The sequence below is a fragment of the Beijerinckia sp. 28-YEA-48 genome (genome assembly GCF_900104955.1).
Classification (GTDB): domain Bacteria; phylum Pseudomonadota; class Alphaproteobacteria; order Rhizobiales; family Beijerinckiaceae; genus Terripilifer.
In genome coordinates, this window is the sequence record NZ_FNSI01000001.1 from 5,006,930 (window position 1) to 5,028,308 (window position 21,379).

The 21,379-nt window shown below is 61.9% G+C and carries 21 protein-coding genes; 1 reads left to right on the top strand and 20 read right to left on the bottom strand.

Going from position 1 to position 21,379, the window contains the following annotated elements; translation table 11 throughout:
* Positions 1-13: 13 nt before the first annotated feature.
* Together BLW50_RS23470 and BLW50_RS31130 are read right to left on the bottom strand one after the other, a co-directional pair.
* Positions 14-952 carry a DMT family transporter gene (locus BLW50_RS23470; protein ID WP_090707207.1) on the bottom strand — a complete coding sequence of 313 codons (939 nt, stop codon included), beginning with the start codon at positions 950-952 and terminating at the stop codon, positions 14-16.
* Positions 953-957: 5 nt separating this feature from the next.
* Positions 958-1,914: a DMT family transporter gene (locus BLW50_RS31130; protein WP_090707210.1), complete on the bottom strand. Its 957-nt coding sequence runs from the start codon at positions 1,912-1,914 to the stop codon at positions 958-960.
* 117 nt (positions 1,915-2,031) lie between these two features.
* Here BLW50_RS31130 and BLW50_RS23480 point away from each other — a divergent pair, with 117 nt between their 5' ends.
* Complete coding sequence (locus BLW50_RS23480; RefSeq protein WP_170850321.1) at positions 2,032-3,036, top strand: Bug family tripartite tricarboxylate transporter substrate binding protein; 1,005 nt, start codon at positions 2,032-2,034, stop codon at positions 3,034-3,036.
* A gap of 176 nt (positions 3,037-3,212) precedes the next feature.
* Here the strand turns inward: BLW50_RS23480 and BLW50_RS23485 are convergent, their stop codons facing one another.
* The 18 genes from BLW50_RS23485 to BLW50_RS23570 all read right to left on the bottom strand — a co-directional run bounded on the left by BLW50_RS23485 (position 3,213) and on the right by BLW50_RS23570 (position 21,362).
* Positions 3,213-4,451 (bottom strand): threonine ammonia-lyase, encoded by a 1,239-nt coding sequence (locus tag BLW50_RS23485; protein WP_090707216.1) that lies wholly within the window; start codon positions 4,449-4,451, stop codon positions 3,213-3,215.
* Positions 4,452-4,519: 68 nt separating this feature from the next.
* Positions 4,520-5,635, bottom strand: coding sequence for a cyclopropane fatty acyl phospholipid synthase (gene cfa, locus BLW50_RS23490; protein ID WP_090707218.1), 1,116 nt, complete (start codon positions 5,633-5,635; stop codon positions 4,520-4,522).
* 102 nt (positions 5,636-5,737) lie between these two features.
* Positions 5,738-7,492 (bottom strand): mucoidy inhibitor MuiA family protein, encoded by a 1,755-nt coding sequence (locus tag BLW50_RS23495; RefSeq protein WP_090707220.1) that lies wholly within the window; start codon positions 7,490-7,492, stop codon positions 5,738-5,740.
* 164 nt (positions 7,493-7,656) lie between these two features.
* Complete coding sequence (ybgC, locus tag BLW50_RS23500; RefSeq protein ID WP_090707223.1) at positions 7,657-8,064, bottom strand: tol-pal system-associated acyl-CoA thioesterase; 408 nt, start codon at positions 8,062-8,064, stop codon at positions 7,657-7,659.
* The gene (locus tag BLW50_RS23505; RefSeq protein WP_090707226.1) at positions 8,061-8,990 is read right to left on the bottom strand and encodes a metallophosphoesterase; all 930 of its coding nucleotides are present in this window, start codon (positions 8,988-8,990) and stop codon (positions 8,061-8,063) included. Before BLW50_RS23505 ends, ybgC begins: the two co-directional genes overlap by 4 nt.
* Positions 8,991-9,052: 62 nt before the next feature.
* Positions 9,053-10,096 carry a Holliday junction branch migration DNA helicase RuvB gene (gene ruvB, locus BLW50_RS23510; protein WP_090707228.1) on the bottom strand — a complete coding sequence of 348 codons (1,044 nt, stop codon included), beginning with the start codon at positions 10,094-10,096 and terminating at the stop codon, positions 9,053-9,055.
* Positions 10,097-10,121: 25 nt separating this feature from the next.
* Positions 10,122-10,739, bottom strand: coding sequence for a Holliday junction branch migration protein RuvA (gene ruvA / locus BLW50_RS23515; protein WP_090707231.1), 618 nt, complete (start codon positions 10,737-10,739; stop codon positions 10,122-10,124).
* A 135-nt stretch (positions 10,740-10,874) separates the two neighbouring features.
* On the bottom strand, positions 10,875-12,461 hold the full coding sequence (gene serA / locus BLW50_RS23520) for a phosphoglycerate dehydrogenase (protein ID WP_090709603.1): 1,587 nt from the start codon (positions 12,459-12,461) through the stop codon (positions 10,875-10,877).
* A 92-nt stretch (positions 12,462-12,553) separates the two neighbouring features.
* Positions 12,554-13,726, bottom strand: a complete 1,173-nt coding sequence (locus tag BLW50_RS23525) for a phosphoserine transaminase (protein ID WP_090707233.1) — start codon at positions 13,724-13,726, stop codon at positions 12,554-12,556.
* Between the two features lie 122 nt (positions 13,727-13,848).
* A complete protein-coding gene (locus BLW50_RS23530) occupies positions 13,849-14,235 on the bottom strand; it encodes a VOC family protein (RefSeq protein ID WP_090707236.1) in 387 nt (128 codons plus the stop codon).
* An 11-nt stretch (positions 14,236-14,246) separates the two neighbouring features.
* Positions 14,247-14,534, bottom strand: coding sequence for an addiction module antidote protein (locus BLW50_RS23535; RefSeq protein ID WP_090707238.1), 288 nt, complete (start codon positions 14,532-14,534; stop codon positions 14,247-14,249).
* 2 nt (positions 14,535-14,536) lie between these two features.
* Positions 14,537-14,827, bottom strand: a complete 291-nt coding sequence (locus BLW50_RS23540; RefSeq protein WP_090707241.1) for a type II toxin-antitoxin system RelE/ParE family toxin — start codon at positions 14,825-14,827, stop codon at positions 14,537-14,539.
* Between the two features lie 62 nt (positions 14,828-14,889).
* On the bottom strand, positions 14,890-15,336 hold the full coding sequence (locus BLW50_RS23545; protein ID WP_244544490.1) for a DUF3237 domain-containing protein: 447 nt from the start codon (positions 15,334-15,336) through the stop codon (positions 14,890-14,892).
* A gap of 21 nt (positions 15,337-15,357) precedes the next feature.
* The gene (locus BLW50_RS23550; protein ID WP_090707244.1) at positions 15,358-16,656 is read right to left on the bottom strand and encodes a TRAP transporter large permease; all 1,299 of its coding nucleotides are present in this window, start codon (positions 16,654-16,656) and stop codon (positions 15,358-15,360) included.
* A gap of 4 nt (positions 16,657-16,660) precedes the next feature.
* Positions 16,661-17,158, bottom strand: a complete 498-nt coding sequence (locus BLW50_RS23555) for a TRAP transporter small permease (RefSeq protein WP_090707247.1) — start codon at positions 17,156-17,158, stop codon at positions 16,661-16,663.
* A 71-nt stretch (positions 17,159-17,229) separates the two neighbouring features.
* A complete protein-coding gene (locus BLW50_RS23560) occupies positions 17,230-18,243 on the bottom strand; it encodes a TRAP transporter substrate-binding protein (RefSeq protein ID WP_090707250.1) in 1,014 nt (337 codons plus the stop codon).
* Between the two features lie 268 nt (positions 18,244-18,511).
* Positions 18,512-19,555, bottom strand: coding sequence for a TRAP transporter substrate-binding protein (locus BLW50_RS23565; protein WP_090707253.1), 1,044 nt, complete (start codon positions 19,553-19,555; stop codon positions 18,512-18,514).
* Positions 19,556-19,742: 187 nt separating this feature from the next.
* Entirely contained in the window at positions 19,743-21,362 is a 1,620-nt protein-coding gene (locus tag BLW50_RS23570) for a GMC family oxidoreductase (RefSeq protein ID WP_090707255.1), read from the bottom strand.
* Between the last annotated feature and the right edge of the window lie 17 nt (positions 21,363-21,379).

The window sequence follows — 21,379 nt, forward strand, 5'->3', positions numbered from 1 at the left end:
TTCGCTGATCTGATCACTCGCCGGCCGCGGCTTTCCTGCGGCTGGCGCGGATCGCCGAGGACTCCGAGATGTAAATGCCGGCGATGACCAAGAGCATCGCCAGCATGTGATAGGGCTGCAGCGCTTCGCCCAGTATCAACACCGAGAGCGCAGCGCCGATCACCGGCGTCAGGTTGTGGAACATGGCGGCGCGGCTCGGTCCGAGCATTTCGGCGGCGCGCATGAAGAAGATATGGCCGCACATCGAGACGAAGATCGCGATGTAGAGCAGGGTGCCAAGGCCGGTCCATGTCATCGGATAGAAATTGCCGGTCAGAACCTCGATCGTCATCAGCGGGATCGAGATGATGAAGGACACCACCGCGATAACAGTGAAGACGGCGAGGCTTGAGACCGCCGGCCGATTGCGCAACGCCACCACATAGGCGGCGTAGATCGCAGCCGAGAGCAATTGGTAGATGTCGCCGCGATTGAATTGCAGCGCGAGAATGGTCAGCGGCTCACCCTTCGTCGCCACCAGGATGACGCCGAAGATGGTGATCAGAACGCCAGCGCCCTGAATCAGCGAGATACGGGCGCGATAGGCCAGAAAGGCGCCGGCCAGCACCAGGGCCGGGGTCACCCCTTGCAGGATCGCCAGGTTGATGCCGGTGGTATATTTCGCGCCGATGAAGACGAGCGAGTTGGACGCGGTCATCGCCAGCCCCATCAGGAGCAGAAAGCGCCAGCGCGCGCGCAGCGAATAGACCTCCGTCCAGACCCGCTTGGGCGCGAAGATCCAAAGCAGAGTGAGCGCGATGGCCCAGCGGGCGCAGATGATGGTCATCGGCGACACTTCGCCCACCGCCATCCGCGACACCGGCACGCCGCCGCCCCAAAACAGCATGGTCGCCAACAGCAGGACCCAGGCTGATTGACCGGCTTTGGCGAAGGGGCGGGTCGGTAGCACCATGGGGGCTAGGTCGCGCTTTGAGGTTTGGCGCGGAAGGTTTCGGCGATGGCGATGCCGCCCAGCACCAGCACCAAAGCAGCGCCATGATAGGCGACGAAGGGTTCGCCCAGCACGACGACCGACATCAGCGCGCCGAAGACCGGGACGAGATTGTAGAACAGGCCGGTGCGCTGCGGCCCGATCAATTCGACACTGCGAATGTAGAAAACTTGCGACAGAATGGTGGGAAAGGCGATGGAATAAAGGAAAATCATCCAGCCCTTGGGGGTCGGCCAGAAGAAATAGCCGAGCGACCATTCGGCATAGAGCAAGACGAAGCCGACCAAAGTGCCGGAGATGCACAGGGCGATGAAAAAGACCAGCGGGTGCATGAGCGGGCGTTGGCGCAACGCCACCGTGAACGACGCATAGATAAAGCAGCCGGCGAGGACGATCAGGTCGCCGCGGTTGAACTGAAATTCCTGGAGGCGGGTTATATCGCCGTGGGTGGCGATGAGCAGCGCACCGAGGAAGGTCATCGCCAGGCCGAGCAGGAAGATGAGAGGCATGCGCGAGCGGTAAGCGATCCAAGCGATGGTGACGGTAAGGACCGGGTTCGTCGCCAGCAGAATGGAGAAATTGACGCCGGTGGTATAGGCGCCCGCCACATAGAAGAGCGCGCTGAAGATCGTGAAACCCATGCCGCCCATCAGCAGCAGGTACAACCAACGCTGCCGCATGATCGGCAAGGCGCGGATGAACGGGCGCCAGACAAACGGCAGCACCAAGGCGGCGGCGATCGGCCAGCGCATGCCGGCGAAAAACATCGGTGGAAGCTCGCCAACGGCCATTCGCGAGAGGATGACATTGCTTGCCCACGCCAGGGTGGTGAGCACCATCAATAGCCAAGGATTGGACCAGCAGCCGGCGAGCAGACCTTTCGATATGGGAGGGCGGGTTTCCCCGTCGGCGTTCTTGAACATATGTTCAGTTCTTGGCACAGTTCATCTGCAAACCAAACTGCGTTCTGCGCACGTCTGCTCCGCCAGAACAGCGGGCGGCATGTGACAAAGCCGAAGCGAAACATTGGGGAGGGAAGAATGGACATCACGCGCCGACGTGTCAGCCAAGGCATTGCCCAAGGCATCGCTCGAGGCATGGGCCTGGGTCTGTTGGGATCGGCCGCGTGGCCGGCGATGGCCCAGCAGGATTATCCCACCCGCGCCATCCGCTCATTGTGCAACTTCGGGCCCGGCTCGGGCGCCGATATCGTCGTGCGCTTCTACAGCGATCGTCTGTCGAAATTGTCGGGCCAGCCGGTGGTGGTCGACAACAAGCCAGGCGCCGCTGGCAATATCGCGACGCAGATCGCCGCCACGTCCAAGCCAGATGGCTATACGATCATGATTACGCCGGGCAATGCCACTTTGGCCTCGGCGCCGCATCTGTTCAAGGATGTCGCCTTCGATCCGATCAAGAGTTTCGAGCCGGTGGCGCGCCTCGCCCGCGTGCCTTTCGTCATGATCGTCAAACCGGATTCACCCATCAATAACATTGCCGATCTGACGGCCGTGCTGAAATCAAAGGGCCCCAAGGCGCGCTATGGCGCCAGCACCAACACGGCTGTGATCACCGCCGAACTCTATGCGCAGATGGCCGGCGTGCAGGTCGAGCGGATCAACTACAATGCGGTCGCCGATGCGATGCGCGGCTTGTTGGCCGACGAATTCGACTTCGCCGCTTATGACGCCACCTGGGTGGCGGGCATGGCCCATGCAGGGCGGGTGAAGCCAATTGCCGTGACGTCGACGGTACGGTCCTCTGCTCTACCCAACGTGCCGACCCTGGCCGAATCCGGCTTTCCGTCCTTCAATCTGACGCCATGGTGGGGCGTTGTCGTCTCGGCTGGCACGCCGAAGCCGATCGTCGACAAACTGTCGGGCTGGTTTGGCGAGATCACCAACAGCCAGGACACGAAAGATTTCATGGGCAAGCTCGCCACCGAGACCTGGGCCGGCGGCCCTGACGATCTGCGCACGCTGATCGCCAGCGAGCTTGACGCCTGGGGCAAATATATCGCGTTGGCGAAGATCGAGAAGCAGTGAGGGTTTGTCCTCGGTGTCATCCCGGACACTTGCGAGGCAAGTGATCCGGGAGCCAGGAGCGCGTGACGAATGCTGCGTGTCTCGATGCGTTGAAACGTGAAGCGTGATCGAAGGCTCTACCGCTCGCCCTGGATCCCGGATCGTCTGCGGCGTCGGGGATGACACCGAGAGAGAGCCTACACAGGGCTATGCCGCCAGACCACACCCATGCCATGGGCGCGCAGATCGGCTTCGATCAGTTGACGCGCCTGCGGGTTTTGCAGTTCGAACTCGATGTCGATCGCCGTGGTCTTGGCCAGTGGCGAGCCAAAGACGCGATCATGCCAGACCTCGACGATATTGCCGCCGTGGTGAGCGATGATCGCGGCGATGTCGGCGAGCTGGCCGGCCGCGTCTAATGTTGTCACGGTGAAGCGGACGAGCCGGCCGCGTCGCACGAGAGAGCGCTGCAAGATCGTCGACAGCAATTGCATGTCGATGTTGCCGCCGCACAAGACCGTGCCGACCCTCTTGCCCTTGAACCGATTCGGATAAGAGCTGATCGCGGCGATACCGGCAGCCCCTGCGCCTTCGGTGAGGGTTTTTTCCACTTCAAGCAGCAGCACCACGGCATCCTCGATCTTGGGCTCGGACACGACGAGCATGTCGTCGACATGACGGCGCACGATCTCGCGCGTCAGCAAGCCGGGCTCCTTCACCGCGATGCCTTCAGCGAGCGAAGGGCCGCCTGTGCTCATGATTCTCGCGGTGTCGAGAACCTGGGCCATGCCGGAGTAAAGCTCTGTCTGGACGCCGATAACCTTGATATTGGGCTGCAAGGCTTTCGCGACCGTGGCGATGCCACCGATGAGGCCGCCGCCGCCAACGGGGATGACGAGCAGATCGAGCGGCGGCGCGCCGGCTGCCGAGACTTGGGCGAGCATCTCCAAACCCACGGTGCCCTGGCCGGCGATGACCGCCGCATCGTCAAAGGGATGAACCAGAACGAGGCCGCGCTCGGCGATCAAGGCTGGAATGCGCTCGGCGGCATCGGCGAAGGTCTTGCCGTGCAGAATCACTTCGGCGCCACAGTCGCGCACGCCCATCACTTTCACCGCCGGCGCCGTCTCGGGCATGACGATGACGGCCTTCACGCCGACGCGGCGTGCATGGTAGGCGAGGCCCAAAGCATGATTGCCGGCGGAGACGGCGACGACGCCTCGCTCCCGCTCCTCTGGCGTCAGCTGCAGGAGCTTGTTCAGGGCGCCGCGTTCCTTGAACGAGGCGGTGAAATTGAGGTTCTCGAACTTCAGCCACAGTTCGCAGCCGAGGATATCCGACAGGGTGCGCGAATGCAGGAACGGGGTTGGTGCGAGGGTCGGCCGAATACGCGCCTCTGCGGCGCGTATGTCTGTCAGGCTTGGGATGTCATTCATTCAAGTGACTTTGCATCCAACAGGCCTTTGACGATAATCCGGTACATGATCGAGACAATCATGCTTGATCAGCGCACCGCTGTATAGCCTTCGCGAACGCCGTGCGGTGACAGGACAAACTGGCCGACGCTGATCCCGCGCGAGCGGAAGCCACCGGCGCAGCACAACAGATAATACTCCCACATGCGGCAGAAGCGTTCGCCGTAGTCGCGTGCCATGTCGGCGCGATGGCTTTGGAACTTGTCGTTCCAGGCCATCAAGGTGAGATCGTAATAGGGCCCGAAATTGTGCACGTCCTCGACGACGAAGAGTTGGTGCACGGCGCTCGTCACCTGGCCGACTGTCGGCAGCACGCCGTTGGGGAAGATATATTTGTCGATCCAGGGGTCGATGGCCGGCTCTGGTTCGTTGCCCCAGATCGTGTGCAGGCAGAACAGCCCGTCTTCCTTGATCAGTCGGCGCGCCGTTTCGAAATAGGCGCGGTAGTTTTTCGAGCCGACATGTTCGAACATGCCCATCGAGACGAGATGATCGTAGGGGCCGCCCGTGGCGTTGCGATAATCCATCAAGGTCGATTTGACCGACAGGTTGGCATAGCGGTTCATCGCATAGGCCACCTGTTCCTTCGATACGGTAACGCCCTCGCAGTGCGCGCCGTATTTCTCCGCCGCGAAGCCCATGAAGGCGCCCCAGCCGCAGCCGATGTCGAAGACGCGTTGACCTTGCTTGAGGCCGATCTTGCGGCAGATCAGATCGAGCTTGGCATCCTGGCAGGCGTCGAGATCCTTGGCCTCTTTCCAATAACCGCAGCTGCCGGTGAGGCGCTTGTCGAAGGTGGCTTCGAAGATTTGGACGGGCAGGTCATAATGCACGTCGGCGGCGATGAAGGCGCGCTTCATGTTCTGTCGGTTCTGGATCTTGGAGACCAGCACCAGCCACGCGGTTTTGAAATTGAACGGGATTTTCTCCGATAGGCGGGAGCCGACCAATCGGTCAAACAGCTGGTCGAGCTTCTCGCAGTCCCACCAGCCGTCCATGTAGGATTCGCCGAAGCCGAGCGACCCTTGCGCGACCGATCGGGCATAGAACCGGTCGTCGTGAACCTTGATGTCCCAGGGTTTGTTGCCGTTGATCTCGATACCGGCGATTGCGAGCAGATTCTTGACGGTGGTCTCGGCACTCATTCCGCTTCCTCGTCCCCTCAATGAAACCGGAGGAAATCTACGGAAAAAAAGCCGAGGCCCGCAAGGCCCCGGCTTTCATCACAGATCGACTGTGGAATGCAGCTAGCGCATGGGTTGTGACGATTGCCCTGGTGGGTTGGGCACGGTTTCGAAGGCGACAGCCCGGTCGGCCGGCCATTTCATGCGATAGGCCAGTTTGATCTCCTTGCTGGCCGTGGGCGCGAGATCGAAGGTCCAGCCCATGACGCCGCGCCGGTCCTCGACGATCTTGTCGGTGGGCGGTGTCGTGGCCGCGAGCTGTTCGATGACGATGGCCGAATTCTCCGAGATCGGCATCTGATCGATGACGCTCACTTTCACGGGGAAATCGTGCAGGTTCTTCACTATGGTTCTGAACTCACGCATTTCCAGCTTGGTCGAACCGAGCCAGGAGGGCTCGTTCTCGCGCCGGCGCACGGGCACGCGCGAAACCTTGACCCGGTCATCGACGCCAAAGCCCAGACGTGTCGTTTCCCCTTGCGCGATCAGGTTGAACTGGCCGCGTCCGACAAAGGCGCCGTCGCGTTGCAGTGCGACTTCGCCGGGCAGGAGCGGCGCCTCATCCTCGTTGACGAAACTGACATCGAGGTAGGCGCTCTGGTCCAGCGCCGGCGTGGTGCGGATCAAAACATCGGCTGCCACGGTCTTGCTGCCGATGCGCAGCGCGCGCTGGCCGCCATCGCCTTGAATGTCGATGCGGCCTGGCACGCGGAAGGCGGCTTCGAAAGCGCCGGTCTCAAGATTGGACTCCACCTCCTCGGCCTTTTTGAAGCGCGCCTCATCCGACGATTGCTGGGCTTCGGCTTGAACCGGCGCATTCAATTTGGCTCGTGGCGGCGCGGGGGCAGCCGAGCGCGACATGATCACCGGCGGTTCCCAGAAGGCCAGGCGTTGGGTCTGCATGTCGGGCGCACGGGTGCCGCGATTGACGCGCGCGGTCGAGACCGAAAGCGTCACGCCTTTCCAATCTTCGCCGGTGCGTTGCGAGATCAGCGCGCGGCGCACCAGATCGAGCGACGCCTTGCCGCCCTTCGCATCGGTGGTCAGCTGCGCGTCGTAGATCGGACGCCAACTCGCGCCGTTGACGCGATAGGTGAGGAGCATCCTGCCTTTCAACGCGCTGCCGGCTTCGAGCTCGACGGTCACTTCGCGCAGCGGCCGTGTGCGGTTGTCGGGTGCGCGGGTTGAATTCTCCACCGTCTTGATCTTGTCGTCGAGATCCCGCAGATCGTTGCGGGCGACACGCAATTCTTCGTTGATCTTGCCCATGGCGCCACCGACTACGTCCCAGGCGGCATTCCATTTGTCGATTTCGAGCGGCGCGCTGTCGCCGCCAAGTTTCTCCGGCGAGGCTTGCGCATAGCGGCTGATCATGTCGCGCTTGGCATTGAGCGTGTCGATCATTGTTTGCTTGATGTCGCGATCGTTGCGCAGCTTGCGCAATTGCTCGGCGATGGCGGAATCCGCCTGGGCATTGTCGGCCGGCGCGATGCGCGATTCGACCGAGCCGATCGACAGTTTACCGTCGGACTCACCTTCGATGCGCAGCGAGGCTGGGTCGAGGTTCATCGGCAGGCCGCGAAACACCAGGGTATGTGTGCCGGCGGGCAGTTCGATGCTGGCGTGGCGAATGACGCTGGCGGCATCGGGATAGACGGTGACCGCATCGATCTTGGACGCGACCTCGAAAGAGGCGGCGAAGGCTGGCGCTGCGGCGAGCAAAGCGGGCAATGAAACGATGGTGAGAATAGAGCTGTTGCGAAAGGATGTGGAGGCTGCGGCGAAGGCAAGGGTCTGCGGTCGCAAGGGTGTCTCCATGGATGTCTCCCAATGGGGCTTGAAGGTGAGCAGCCAGCCCCGGCGGCGGTGCGATTTCTGCCAACAATTACGTTGAATTCACGGCGGTAAAACGACGCGATCGGGCGGCGATCACATGACGGACCGACGTGCATGAACGCTGCGAGGATGTGCGTTAACGCACCTTACGCGAGGCGCTCGCGCACCCAGGCTGGTAAGCGCGCGGCGCGGCCGTTGATCACGCAGGCGACGCGCACGTCGGCGGTGGCCAGCACTTCGTCGCCGCGCAGCACGCGTTGCGCCAGATCGATCGCCGCGCCGCGAATCTCGCGGGCTGTTGTTTCCACCGTCAGGAGATCGTCCATTCGCGCGGGGCGGCGGAATTCGATGTTCATCCGATGCACGACGAAGCCGAAGGCTTCGCCATGCAGGCCGGCGAAAACCTCGTGCTGATGAATGCCGGCCTGGCGCAGATATTCGGTGCGGCCGCGTTCCATGAAGCGCAGATAATTGGCGTGATAGACGGCGCCAGAAAAATCCGTGTCCTCGTAATAGACACGCAGCGGCAGAAGATGCGGCGGGTGCTGGTTCATGCGCGCGAGGTCGTCAGCGGTTGCGTCGGCTGGCCGAGATCGACGACGACGATCTCTGGCGGCGAGCCGATGCGCACGGGAAGGATCGAGCAGCCAAGGCCGCCGGAGATGATGAGATCGCGGCCGCCTTCGTTGACATGGCCGTAGACGAAGCGTCGGCCATAGTGCGAGGGCACCACAGGCGCATAGCCGAAGATGCGGATCTGGCCGCCATGGGTATGGCCCGAGAGGGTGAGGGATACGCGATCGGGCACTTTCGGAAAAATGTCCGGCTCATGCGCCATCAGGATGATGGGCGCATCGTCGGTGATCTTCGCTAACGTGCCGGGAAGATCGTCGATGCCGTGGTGTGGATTGCGCCAGCCGCGCTGGGCAACGAAAGCGACTTGATCGCCAAGCCCCGCGAGCCAGAATGGCTTGCCGTCTTTTTCAAACCGCGCGACGTCGTTTTCATAGACCTTGATGCCGACATCTTCGAGCGCCTGGCCGGCGATCGTCGGGCCTTTGCTGCGCTTCATCGCCGCCCGGTCCTGCCACCAGTCGTGATTGCCGAGGACCGCATGAACGCCTAATGGCGCATGTAAAGCCTGCAGCGCCTGGGCCCATTCATGCGGCGGGATCGGCGTCTGGTATTTGTGGCCGGCGATATAGTCGCCAAGCAAAAGAATCATATCGGCATTCATCGCATTGGTGCGCGCGACAATGCCGGCGACGCGTTCGGCCGTCATCCACGGCGAGCAGGCATGGATATCGGCGACGATGGCGAGGCGCAGATTGAGATCGGCCGGCCAGTTGCGCGGCTTCAGCGCATAGCGCGTCACCTGCAACCGGTAGAGCGGCTCGATGACGATGCCGTAAGCGGACGTCGCTGCGCCGGCCGCGACAAGGCCGGAGAGAAGACGGAGGAAGGCGCGGCGCGTAACCATCAGGCGAGCATCAAGCTCCGGGGCGGATGGAAGGAGGAGCAAGCGGGATAAGAGAACTTGGCCTAATCTTCTTCATCGTCAAACAGGCCAAATTGCGGCACCTCCCGCCTGGGTTCGGCAAGGCCCAGATGTTTGAAGGCGTTGGTGGTGAGGAGGCGGCCGCGTGGGGTGCGCTGCAGGAAGCCCTGCTGCAGCAAATACGGCTCGATAATGTCTTCGATGGCGTCGCGCGGTTCCGACAGCGCCGCCGCGATGGTCTCGATGCCGACCGGGCCGCCGCCGAAATTTTCGGCAATCAAGGTTAAATAGCGCCGATCCATCTGGTCGAGGCCAATGGCGTCGACATCGAGCAGGCGCAGCGCCCGGTCGGCCACCGTACGGGTGACGACCGCTTCATTGTCGACGATGGCGAAATCGCGTACCCGGCGCAGCAGGCGGCCGGCGATACGTGGTGTGCCGCGCGCCCGGCGCGCGATCTCGTTGGCGCCGTCCTCGCTCATATTCATGCCGAGCACGCGGGCGCCGCGCCGCACGATGCTTTCAAGCTCGGGCACGGTGTAGAAATTCAGTCGCACCGGAATGCCGAAGCGGTCGCGCAACGGCGTGGTCAGCAGGCCGGCGCGGGTGGTGGCGCCGACCAGGGTGAATTTCGACAGGTCGATCTTCACCGAACGCGCCGCCGGCCCCTCGCCGATGATGAGGTCGAGCTGGAAATCCTCCATCGCCGGATAGAGGATTTCCTCGACGGCCGGGCTGAGCCGATGGATCTCGTCGATGAACAGAACGTCGCCTTCTTCGAGATTGGTGAGCTGCGCGGCGAGATCGCCGGCCTTGGCGATCACCGGGCCGGAGGTCGAGCGGAAATTGACGCCGAGCTCGCGGGCCACGATCTGCGCCAAGGTCGTCTTGCCAAGGCCGGGGGGGCCGACGAACAGCACATGATCGAGGGCTTCACCGCGGGCCTTGGCCGCCTCAATGAAGACGCGCAGATTCTTGCGCGCCGCTTCCTGGCCGGTGAAATCATCGAGCGACAGCGGCCGGATCGACGTATCCGTGTCGTCGTCGCGCTTTTCCGGCGAGATGAGGCGGCGGGGCGGAGTGGTCAGCGTACTATTCCTTTAAATCACTCGATTACTGCGCCAATTCCTTCAGACCCCGGCGGATCAGGGCGCTGGTTTCAGCCGTTTCGCCCAGGGCTCTGACGCTGGCGGCGACTGCGACGGCGGCCTGCGGCCGGCCGTAGCCGAGATTGACCAGGGCGGAAATGGCGTCCTGCACCGGCTTGGGCGCGCTCGTCGCTTCCTCGGCGCCGGACAGCCTGGCCACGGCCGGATCGACATGGCCGAAGACCGGGGCCTTGTCCTTCAATTCGGCGACGATGCGGGCCGCCAGTTTGGGGCCGACGCCGGGGGCGCGGGCGACCATGGATTTGTCCTGGGTGCCGAGCGCGGTCGCCAGTTCGCCGGGGCTGAGAATGCCGAGGATTGCCAGGGCGACTTTGGAGCCGACGCCTTGAACCGTTTGCAGGAGGCGGAACCAGTCGCGTTCGGAGTCGGACGAGAAGCCGAACAGGCGGATGGCGTCTTCGCGGACCTGGGTTTCGATGGCGAGCGCTGCGGCTTCGCCGACGCGCGGCAACTTCTGCAGGGTTCTGGTCGAACACTGCACCACATAGCCGACGCCGTTGACGTCGAGGATGACGAAATCCTCGCCGTAGCTGTCGATGAGACCTTTGAGCTTGCCGATCATGCCGTTGCCCGATTCGCTGAAGCGATAGCCTATAGCGTTTTCGGGCGAAAAACGCGCCGTCTCATAATCAAAAGGCCCCGGTTCTGGCGAGCCGGGGCCTTAAAGCTGTGACAGATGAGGCGGTTGGTCCGCCGATCAGAACCGCAGGGTTTTGGCCTGCTTGACGCCTGGCAGCGCCTGGATCTTGTCCAGGGTCGCCGGCGGCACGTCGCCGTCCACCTCGACCAGCGCGATGGCCGAGCCACCCGGCTTGTCGCGGCCCAGCGCGAAGGTGGCGATATTGACCTTGGCGTCGCCGAGTTCGCCGGCGAAGCGGCCGATGAAGCCCGGCTTATCCTCGTTGGTGATGTAGATCATCGTCGGCGAGAATTCCGCGTCGACCTTGATGCCCTTGATCGACAGGATGCGCGGCTTGCCGTCCTGGAAGACAGTGCCGGCGATGGCGCGTTCCTGCTTGTCGGTGGTCACCGAGAAGGTGATCAGCGATTCATAGTCGCCTTCGGCGGCGCGGGTGACTTCGTCGATGACGATGCCGCGTTCCTTGGCGACGATCGGCGCCGAAACCACGTTCACGTCCGACAGCATCGGCCGCAGGAAGCCGGCGATGGCCGCGGCGGTGAGCGCCTTGGTCTTCAGTTCGGCGACATTGCCTTCATAGGTGATCGTCACCTTGCGCACTTCGCTCTCGGTCAGCTGGCCGGCGAAGGAGCCGAGTTTTTCGGCAAGCGCGACGAAGGGCGTCAGCTTCGGCGCTTCGGCTGCGGTGATCGAGGGGAAGTTCAGCGCATTGGAGATGGCGCCGCGCATCAGATAGTCGGACATCTGTTCGGCCACCTGCAACGCCACATTCTCCTGCGCTTCCGTGGTCGAAGCGCCAAGATGCGGCGTGCAGACCACGTTGGGCAGGCCGAAGAGGACGTTCTTGGTCGCCGGCTCTTCCGAGAACACGTCGAAGGCGCCGCCCGCGACATGGCCCGATTCCAGCGCGGCGCGCATGGCGTTTTCGTCGACAAGCTCGCCACGGGCGCAGTTGATGATGCGCACGCCCTTCTTGGTCTTGGCGAGGTTTTCGGTCGAGATGATGCCCTTGGTCTGCGGCGTCAGCGGCGTGTGCAGGGTGATGAAATCAGCACGGGCGAGCAGGTCTTCGAGTTCGACCTTCTCGACGCCCAGTTCCTTGGCGCGCTCCGGCGTCAGGAACGGATCAAACGCGATGACGCGCATCTGCAGGCCGTTGGCGCGGGTGGCGACGATCGAGCCGATGTTGCCGCAGCCGATGATGCCCAGTGTCTTGGCGGTGATTTCGACGCCCATGAAGCGGTTCTTTTCCCACTTGCCGGCCTGAGTCGAGACGTCGGCGGCGGGGATTTCACGGGCGATCGCGAACATCATGGCGATGGCATGTTCGGCGGTCGTGATCGAATTGCCGAAGGGCGTGTTCATCACGATGATGCCCTTGGCGGTGGCGGCGGGAATGTCGACATTGTCGACGCCGATGCCGGCGCGGCCGATCACCTTCAGGCGGGTCGCCTTTTCCAACAGTTTGGCGGTGACCTTGGTGTTGGAGCGGATGGCGAGGCCATCGTAATTGCCGATGATCTCGGCAAGTTTTTCTTTGTCCTTGCCGAGGTTCGGCTGGAAATCGGTTTCGACGCCTTGATCCTTGAAGATCTGAACGGCGGCGGGGGAAAGCGCATCGGAAATCAGGACGCGTGGAGCCATGGTGAAGTCCTCACGATGAATTGGGGGATTGCGCGGCCGCACAACGGCCGTCGCGAAAAACATCCGGATGGGTTGCCCCATCCGGAGCAGGATCAGACCGGATTGGCGACTTTGGCGTGCGCCTGGGCGAAGGCCCAGTCGAGCCATTCGGTCAGCACCGTGACGTCAGCGGATTCAACCGTCGCGCCGCACCACACGCGCAGGCCCGGAGGCGCATCGCGGTAGCCGTCGATGTCGAAAGCTGCCTTTTCCTTCTCGATGAGGGCGACCATTTCCTTGACGAAAGCGGCCTGGGCCTCGGGGGCGAGGGCCGCCACCGTCGGGTCGATGACCTTCAGGCAGACGCTGGTGTTGGAGCGGATGTCGGCCGATTTGGCCAGGAAATCCACCCACGGCGTCTTCGCCACCCAATCCGAAAGGACCTTCAGATTGGCGTCGGCGCGGCCGACCAGGGCATCGAGGCCGCCGATCAGCTTCGACCATTGCAGGGCATCGATATAGTCTTCGACGCAGAGCATGGACGGCGTGTTGATCGTGTCGCCGACGAAAATACCTTCGATCAGCTTGCCGCCATTAGTCATGCGGAAGATCTTCGGCAGCGGCCAAGCCGGGGCATAGGTCGTCAGCCGCTCAACAGCGCGGGGTGACAGGATGATCATGCCGTGGGCGGCTTCGCCGCCGAGCACTTTCTGCCAGGAGAAAGTCACCACATCGAGCTTCGAATAGTCGAGGCGCTGGGCGAAACAGGCCGAGGTGGCGTCGCAAATGGTCAGGCCCTTACGATCAGCCGGGATCCAATCCGCGTTCGGCACGCGCACACCGGAGGTGGTGCCGTTCCAGGTGAAAACCACGTCATTGTCGAAATTGACGGTCTTCAGGTCGGGAATCTCGCCATAGGGCGCTTTCAGGATGCGGGCATCCTTCAATTTCAGCTGCTTGGCGACATCGGTCACCCAGCCTTCGCCAAAGCTTTCCCAGGCGAGCATGTCGACGCCGCGGGCGCCGAGCAGCGACCACAGGGCCATTTCGACCGCGCCGGTGTCGGAGGCGGGCACGATGCCGATGCGATAATCGGCCGGAACCTGCAGAATTTCACGGGTGAGATCGATCGCAAGCTTCAGCTTGGTCTTGCCGACCTTGGCGCGGTGCGAGCGGCCGAGCGGCGCGTCGATCAGATTTTCGAGAGCCCATCCGGGGCGCTTGGCGCACGGGCCGGAGGAAAAGTTCGGGTTTGCCGGCTTACGACCGGGAATGCTTATGCTCATTGCTATCTCCATCCTTACAGATGGGCGCCTCCCGTTGGGGGGAGGTGTCCCGAGGCGGGAGGTACGCCTGGATGGTGACGGCGTCAAGACACCAGCGATTTTAGGTCGTGTGGCAGAATCCCTCAACCGGGCGCGTGACAGACGGCTTCGATATTGTTGCCGTCCCGGTCCAAGACGAAGGCGCCATAATAGTTGGGATGGTAATGAGGCCTGAGGCCCGGCTTGCCATTGTCGCGCCCACCGGCGGCGATGGCCGCCGCGTAAAACGCATCGACGTGCCCGCGTGTCGGGGTTGTGAGCGCGACATGCACGCCGCCTTTCGGCTTGTCGCTCGTGCCGATCCAGAAAAACGGCTTGTTGTCGCGGCCAAAGCCGGCGTGTTCATCGCCGCCAGTCTGTTCTTTCGTCACCTCCATCAGGAGGGTGAGGCCGAGCGGCGCCAGCGCCGTGGTGTAAAAGGCTTTCGCTTCGGCGAAATTGGTGACGGCAAAACCGATGTGATCGAGCATGCGAAATCTCCCTATGCGGCAGGCTTTACTGTTAGTCGCAGCCCGAGCGCCTTTGTTGCCTTGGCGAGCGTTTCGAGCGTCGGATTGCCGCCAGGCACAAAGGTTTTGTAGATCGCCGCCCGGGTGATGCCGATTTCCTCGGCGAATTTGCCGACGCCACGGGCGCGGGCAATATCGCCAAGAGCGGACGCGATCACCGATGCGTCACCGTCTTCGAGCGCCGCATCAATATAGGCGGCTTGCTCCTGCGGGGTGCGCAGGTGCTCTTGAAGATCAAACTTCTTGGTTTCGAGGGGCATTGTCATAACTCCTTGGCCATAGCTTTCGCCGCCGCAATGTCGCGCGCTTGCGTTCGCTTATCGCCGCCGCAGAGCAACACGACGACAGTGTTGCCGTGCCGAACAAAATAGACCCGGTACCCTGGGCCATAGTCGAGCCGCATCTCGCTGATGCCTTCGCCAACCGGCTTCACATCGCCAGGGTTGCCGATTTCTAGCCGCTTGATCCGGATGAGGATGCGAGCCCTGGCATTCAAGTCGCGTAGACCCGCAAACCAATCGGCGAAAGCAGCGGTTTGGCGAACCTCAATCATCGTCAACCATAGTAGACAAATACGGCGAGAATGTCAACTATAGTTGACGGTGAGCGGCTGTTTTACGCCAGCCGATAGACGCTCAACTCCACCGTGCGCGGCGTCCTCACCCCCGAGCAGACGAAGATCGAGTGCATCAGCCAGGCGTGGGCGGGGCTCGCGGTCTCGAAGCGTGGCACTGAGCGGAAATAGATCAACGCGGGATCGACCGGCTCGCCGCGCTTGAGTTTGTCGAGCGCATCCTTCGGGCCGAAGCGGATGCCGTCGTTCTCGATATAGATGAGCGCGCCGTCGTCGGCCTCGATGACATAGCGGGCGTGCAGCACGGTGAGGCCGTTGGGCCTGATGATCTGGAAATCGGCGCCGGGGCGGACGCGGCCGTTGAGGTGTGGCCCCGTGATACGCCCGCCGGTGATGTCGATGATGCGCCGTTCGCCCAGGCCCGTGTCGCCGATCTCAAGCGGCTTGGCGACTTCGACGCTGATGTCGCAGACATGCTCCAGATTGATGTCGATGGCCACGCTCTCGCCTCACATGCGCGAAGGCAGGAAAGTCACCAGCCCCGGAAAGACGATGATGATGAGCAATGTGAAGAGCAGGGCGAAGAGGAAGGGAATGACGCCCCTGAAAATTGTCGAGAAGTCGAGTTCCGGCACCATGCTTTTGATGACGAAGACATTCATGCCGACAGGCGGATGAATGAGGCCGAGTTCGACGGTCATGACAATGACGACGCCGAACCAGATCGGGCTGAAGCCGAGCTCCGTGATCACCGGGAAGACGATCGGCACCGTCAGGATGATCATCGCCATGGCGTCCATCAGACAGCCAAGGATGATGTACATGATCAGGATCAGGATCAGCACGCCGTAGGGGCCGACACCGAGGCCGGTGAGAAATTCGGTGACCTTCTGCGGCACCTGGGTGATGGTCAGGAAATAGCCAAAGAGCAGCGCGCCGATCAGAACCGTGAACACGGCGGCGGCGGTGCGTGTCGCGTCCAGCAGCGATTTCTTGATTTCGGCCTTGCCGAGGCGGCCGCGCAGGAAGCCGATGATGAAGGCGCCGCCCGCGCCCATGCCGCCGGCTTCGGTCGGCGTGAAGATGCCGCCGTAAAGACCACCGATGACAAAGATGAACAACAGGAGCGGCGCCCAGACGTCGCGCAGCGCCTGCAGCCTTTCCTTTGTCGTCGTGCGCGGCACGGTGGGTAGGAAGTTCGGCTTGAAATAGCCGATCAGAACCACCGTGGCGATGAGAACGCAGATTTCAAGCAGGCCGGGCAGAATGCCGGCAATGAACAGCTTGCCGATGTCCTGCTGGGTGATGATGCCGTAGACCGCCAGCACGGTGGAGGGTGGGATCATCACACCGAGCGTGCCGCCGGCGGCGATGACACCGGCGGCAAAGCTCTTGGGATAGTTGTGCCGGCGCATTTCCGGATAGGCGACGGCGGAGAAGGTGGCGGCGGTGGCGACCGACGAACCGCAGATGGCGGCGAAGCCGCCGCAGGCGGCGATCGTGGCGACGCCGAGGCCGCCACGCCAATGGCCGACGAAGGCATTGGCCGCTCGAAACAGTTCGCGACTGATACCGGCGTTCGAGACGAAAGCGCCCATCAAAAGGAACATCGGGATGATGCCGAAGGTGTAATCGGTGACCGTGCGCATCGACGTCTGGCCGATGAGTTTCAGCGCGGTCTCGTAATTGGTGAGATAGCCGAAACCGGTGACGCCGACGAGGCCCATGGCCATGCCGACGGGAACCCGCAACAGCATCAAAGTGAAGAGAGCGATAAAGCCGAGGACGGCGACGGCGTCTGTGCTCATGCGATCAGTCCGCCACTTTCAGTTCGGTTTCATCGTGGACTTCGTCGGGATGGAAGATCAGTCGATAGGTGCGGATGGCGATCAGCAGGACCGCGCTGACATCGCCGATCCAGGCGAGGGCGAAGAACGGCCAGGTCGGCAGGCCGAGGTCGAAGGTGAGGACGTTCGAGTGGTAGGTGTCGACCACTTTGTCGAACAGGGTGTAGGTCTGCACCGTGACGACGAAGAGCAGGACCAGCGTGGCGAAAATATCGATGTAGCGCTTCCAGCGCGTGTTCGCGGCGCTCCAGACGAGATCGACGGTGATGTGGGTGCCACGATAACTGGTGGCGGCAATGCCCCAGAAAATGAGGATGCCAAGCAACATGCGTCCGATATCGTAGCCGTCGGGAATCGATGACGAAAAAAAGTAGCGGAGCAGGACGCCAAAGAAGATCAGGGCAACGACGCAGGCGACGAAAATCGCGGCGATCCACTCGATCGTGTCGATGAACCCATCCATATATTTGCGCAAAGCGAACCCCGATCGCTGGTCGTGGAAACGGCGGCCGTTGCCGGCCGCCGCCGGTAGACTTAAAGACCGGCGTTGTTGCGCGCGATCGAGTCCTTCAGTTCTTTCATCGCGACATCGGGATCGACGCCGATCTTGCGCACCGCATCAGCCCACTTCGCCGTCAGCGGCTCGACAGCCTTGCGCCATTCGCCAAGCTGCGCCGGGGTCAGTGCGGTGACTTCATGGTCGGGCAGGGCCTTCATCTTGGCGATGCCGGCATGCTCGAACTCGCCCCAAGCGGTGGCGAATTTCACCGCCCATTCGGTGGTGCAGTGGTCGTCGATCACCTTCTTCTGCGCCGCCGACATATTGTCGTAGGTGCGACGGTTGATGTTGTAGGTGAACATGGTCGTGTAGAGCGGCGCGTCGATCGAATATTTGGTGTATTTCTCGACGCCGAACAGGAACATCGATCCCCACGGGAAGAAGATGCCGTCGGCGACGCCGCGTTCCAGCATGTCGCGCGCTTCTGGCGCCGAGGCCTGCACATTGGTGCCGCCAAGCATGGTCACCAGTTCGGCTATGGTGCTGTGGGCGGGGCGGATTTTCATGCCCTTGATGTCGGCGGGAATGAGCACTTTCTTGCGGCTGTGCAGGGAGCCTGGATCGTGCATGAAGGCGAAACAGAACTTCGTGTCCTTCATCTCGGCCGGTGCATATTTGCGATACCAGGTATCAAGCGCCGCCGTGCCTTTGGCCGCATCGGAGAAGGTGAATGGAATCTGGCCGACGGCGATGACTGGGAAGCGGCCGGGCTGGTACCCAGGATTGATGTAGGTTACGTCGGCGATACCATCACGAGCCATGTCGTAATGGTCGAAAGCTTTGCCGAGCTGCTCGGCCGGGAAGAGTGTTGCCTTGATTGTACCGTTGGAGGCTTTCTCCATCGATTCGGTCCAGGCCTTGGTCGACGGATAGAGCGGATGCGCGGTCGGCACCCAGAGCGAGACTTTCAAATTGACTTGCTTGTCCTGAGCCATAGCTGGCGCTAGCGCGCAGCCTGCAACCGCCAATGCGAGAGCAATGCGTCTCATCCATCCCTCCTCACGCACGCCTCATCTGGTCAAACCCCTCCGACCATATTTCGACGCTATGACGATAAGTGTAACCGCGTGTCGAGCCGGGTCAATCGACAATGTGTTGGTCTTTCTACCGATGAACGATGATCAGCAAGAGAGCCACGCCATGCAACTATTGATATAGTCCTGGTCCGGTCATGCATGGCAGCGCTCCTGATCATGCAAGACGGCTATCGATGACGGCGTGGGGCGAAGCTCTCCTGTGGCCATCGCTTCGATGACTTCAGAAACCAGCATTGTTGCTGGCAATAGAGTCTTTCAGTTCTTTCATCGCCACATCCGGATCGATGCCGACCTTGCGGACGGCCTCTCGCCATTTTTGCGCCAGCGGCTCGACGGTCTGGCGCCATTCGGCGATCTGAGCGGTGGTCAGCGGATAGACCTCATGACCGGGTAGGGCTTTCATCTTGGCGAGGCCATCATGCTCGAATTTGGCCCAGGGCTCGGCGGTTTTCACCGCCCATTCCGTGTTGCAATGATCGTCGATCACCTTCTTCTGCGCCGCTGACATGTTGTCATAGGTGCGGCGGTTGATGTTGTAGGTGAACATGGTGCTGTAAAGCGGCGCGTCGATCGAATATTTGATGTGCTTCTCGATGCCGAACAGGAACATCGATCCCCATCCGAACGAAATGCCGTCGGCGACGCCGCGCTCCAGCATGTCGCGGGATTCAGGAGCGGAAGCCTGGACGTTGGTGCCGCCGAGCATGGTCACCATTTCGGCGATGGTGCTGTGCGCGGGGCGGATCTTGAGGCCTTTGATGTCGCCGGGCAGCACGATTTTCTTCTGGCTATGGAATGTGCCGGGATCATGCATGAAGGCGAAACAGAATTTCGTGTCCTTCATCTCGGCTGGCGCATATTTGCGATACCAGGAATCGAGCGCGGCGGTGCCCTTGCTCGCATCGGCGAAGGTGAACGGCAGCTGGCCGACGGCGATCACCGGGAAACGTCCAGGCTGATAGCCTGGATTGATGAAGGTGACATCGGCGATGCCGTCACGCGCCATGTCATAATGATCGAAGGCCTTGCCGAGTTGCTCGGATGGAAAAATCATCGCTTTGATGGAGCCGTTGGAGGCTTTTTCGATCGACTCGACCCAAGCCTTGGTCGATGCAAACAGCGGATGTGCGGTCGGCACCCAGAGCGAGACTTTCAGATTGACCTGTTTGTCAGGGGTTCCTTTGTCTTGTGCTGCTTTGTCTTGGGCCGTGGCCGGCGCGAGCGTCCAGCCTGCAAGCGCCAAAGCGAGAGCAATGCGCTTCATGGGCTTCTCCTCATGCGCCTGACCCGGTCAAACCCCTCCAACCGGTTGTCGGGCGCTTTAAGGGAAGTCTAGAGGTGCTCGATGTCGGGTCAATCGCAGGCCAGGGCCGTGATCTTGCTATTTGGCGAACGCTGCATTTGTCGCGATACGCCACATACTTGAGCCGTCACGCTCGTTGGCATCGTGGTCAAGCTACTCGCAACAGGTATTCGGCAGCCTTTTCAGCGATCATGATGGTTGGCGCATTGGTGTTGGCGCTGACCAAGGTCGGCATGATCGAAGCGTCGGCAACGCGCAAGCCCGTGACACCGCGCACGCGCAATTCCTCGTCGACCACTGAACTCTCGTCCACACCCATGCGGCACGTGCCGACCGGATGAAAGACCGTGCCGGCATTGGCCACGATAAAGGCATCGATGTCCGCATCGCTTTTGACCGACGGTCCGGGCGCGATTTCGCGGCTGTTCATCTTGGCGAAAGCCTTCTGCGCCAACACGTCGCGCAGGATCTTTACGCCGGCGCGCATCACGTCGCGATCGGCGGCGGCGGAGAGATAATTGGCGCGAATGACAGGTGGTGCAAATGGATCAGCGCTGCTCAGAGTGATGTCGCCACGGCTTTCGGGGCGCAAATGGCAGATCGTGCCGGTGAAGCCATAGCCGTCATGCACGCCGGGCGCGGGCTTGCGGAAGGGAATGCGAGGACCGGTGGTCACCGGGATGCCGGGGAAGAAATGCACCTGCAGGTCAGGCTCAGCCACATCTGGTCGCGATTTCAGGAAGGCGCCGCCTTCAAGCGGCCAGGCGGAGGCCGGGCCTTTGCCGGTGAGGATATTGCGCAGTACGGCAAAGCCGGCGCGATCGATGCGGCGTAGATCGTAGAGCGAATCTGGCTCCTCGCAGCCATGCGAAACGCGCACGGTCAGATGGTCCTGTAAATTCTTGCCGACAGCGGGCAGGTCGACGGCGGATTTGATGTCGTGACGGTGCAAAGCGTCCGCCGCGCCGATGCCAGACTGCATCAGCACGGTCGGCGAGGTAATGGCGCCGCAGGACAGAACGATCTCACGCGCGGCGGAGATGACGCGCTTCTCCCGGCCGACCTTGACCTCGACGCCGGTGGCGCGGCCGTTCTCGATGATCACGCGCAGGATATGTGCGCCGGTGAGAACGGTGAGGTTGGGGCGCGCGCGGATCGGTGTGATGAAAGAGCGCGCCGTGCTCATGCGCTTGCCGTTGCGGATGGTGAAATGATAGCGGCCGAAGCCTTCCTGCTGCTCGCCGTTGAAATCCGGGTTGCGCGGAAAGCCGGCCTGCACACCCGCTTCGACGAACGCGTCGTAAAGAAAATATTTGGTCGGCGGTCGGGTGACGGGCAGTTCGCCGCCGCTGCCGTGATAGTCATCGGCGCCTTCAGCGAAATTTTCAGATCGCTTGAAGAAAGGCAGCACGCGCTCATAGGACCAGTCGCGCAGGCCGAGCTGCGCCCAATGATCATAGTCGCCGCGATTGCCACGGGTGTAGACCATGCCGTTGATGGAGGAGGAGCCGCCGAGCACACGACCGCGCGGCCAGGCGATGCGGCGTCCACCAAGGCCCGGTTCCGGCTCGGTCTGATAGGCCCAGTTGTGGAAGCGTGATTGCATGAAATAGGCGGTCATCAGCGGTACGTGGATCAGCGGATTCCAATCGCGCGCGCCCGCTTCAATCAAGACAACCTGCGCCGCTGGATCAGCCGACAGGCGATTTGCAAGGACGCAGCCGGCCGAGCCGCCACCGACGACGATATAGTCATATCCCTTGGTCATCTTCCCTCCCAATGGTT

Coding starts and splice junctions, on each gene's coding strand:
- BLW50_RS23470 (WP_090707207.1), bottom strand. CDS start 952: ATGGTGCTACCGACCCGCCCCTTCGCCAAAGCCGGTCAATCAGCCTGG.
- BLW50_RS31130 (WP_090707210.1), bottom strand. CDS start 1,914: ATGTTCAAGAACGCCGACGGGGAAACCCGCCCTCCCATATCGAAAGGT.
- BLW50_RS23480 (WP_170850321.1), top strand. CDS start 2,032: ATGGACATCACGCGCCGACGTGTCAGCCAAGGCATTGCCCAAGGCATC.
- BLW50_RS23485 (WP_090707216.1), bottom strand. CDS start 4,451: ATGAATGACATCCCAAGCCTGACAGACATACGCGCCGCAGAGGCGCGT.
- cfa (WP_090707218.1), bottom strand. CDS start 5,635: ATGAGTGCCGAGACCACCGTCAAGAATCTGCTCGCAATCGCCGGTATC.
- BLW50_RS23495 (WP_090707220.1), bottom strand. CDS start 7,492: ATGGAGACACCCTTGCGACCGCAGACCCTTGCCTTCGCCGCAGCCTCC.
- ybgC (WP_090707223.1), bottom strand. CDS start 8,064: ATGAACCAGCACCCGCCGCATCTTCTGCCGCTGCGTGTCTATTACGAG.
- BLW50_RS23505 (WP_090707226.1), bottom strand. CDS start 8,990: ATGGTTACGCGCCGCGCCTTCCTCCGTCTTCTCTCCGGCCTTGTCGCG.
- ruvA (WP_090707231.1), bottom strand. CDS start 10,739: ATGATCGGCAAGCTCAAAGGTCTCATCGACAGCTACGGCGAGGATTTC.
- serA (WP_090709603.1), bottom strand. CDS start 12,461: ATGGCTCCACGCGTCCTGATTTCCGATGCGCTTTCCCCCGCCGCCGTT.
- BLW50_RS23525 (WP_090707233.1), bottom strand. CDS start 13,726: ATGAGCATAAGCATTCCCGGTCGTAAGCCGGCAAACCCGAACTTTTCC.
- BLW50_RS23530 (WP_090707236.1), bottom strand. CDS start 14,235: ATGCTCGATCACATCGGTTTTGCCGTCACCAATTTCGCCGAAGCGAAA.
- BLW50_RS23535 (WP_090707238.1), bottom strand. CDS start 14,534: ATGCCCCTCGAAACCAAGAAGTTTGATCTTCAAGAGCACCTGCGCACC.
- BLW50_RS23540 (WP_090707241.1), bottom strand. CDS start 14,827: ATGATTGAGGTTCGCCAAACCGCTGCTTTCGCCGATTGGTTTGCGGGT.
- BLW50_RS23550 (WP_090707244.1), bottom strand. CDS start 16,656: ATGAGCACAGACGCCGTCGCCGTCCTCGGCTTTATCGCTCTCTTCACT.
- BLW50_RS23555 (WP_090707247.1), bottom strand. CDS start 17,158: ATGGATGGGTTCATCGACACGATCGAGTGGATCGCCGCGATTTTCGTC.
- BLW50_RS23560 (WP_090707250.1), bottom strand. CDS start 18,243: ATGAGACGCATTGCTCTCGCATTGGCGGTTGCAGGCTGCGCGCTAGCG.
- BLW50_RS23565 (WP_090707253.1), bottom strand. CDS start 19,555: ATGAAGCGCATTGCTCTCGCTTTGGCGCTTGCAGGCTGGACGCTCGCG.
- BLW50_RS23570 (WP_090707255.1), bottom strand. CDS start 21,362: ATGACCAAGGGATATGACTATATCGTCGTCGGTGGCGGCTCGGCCGGC.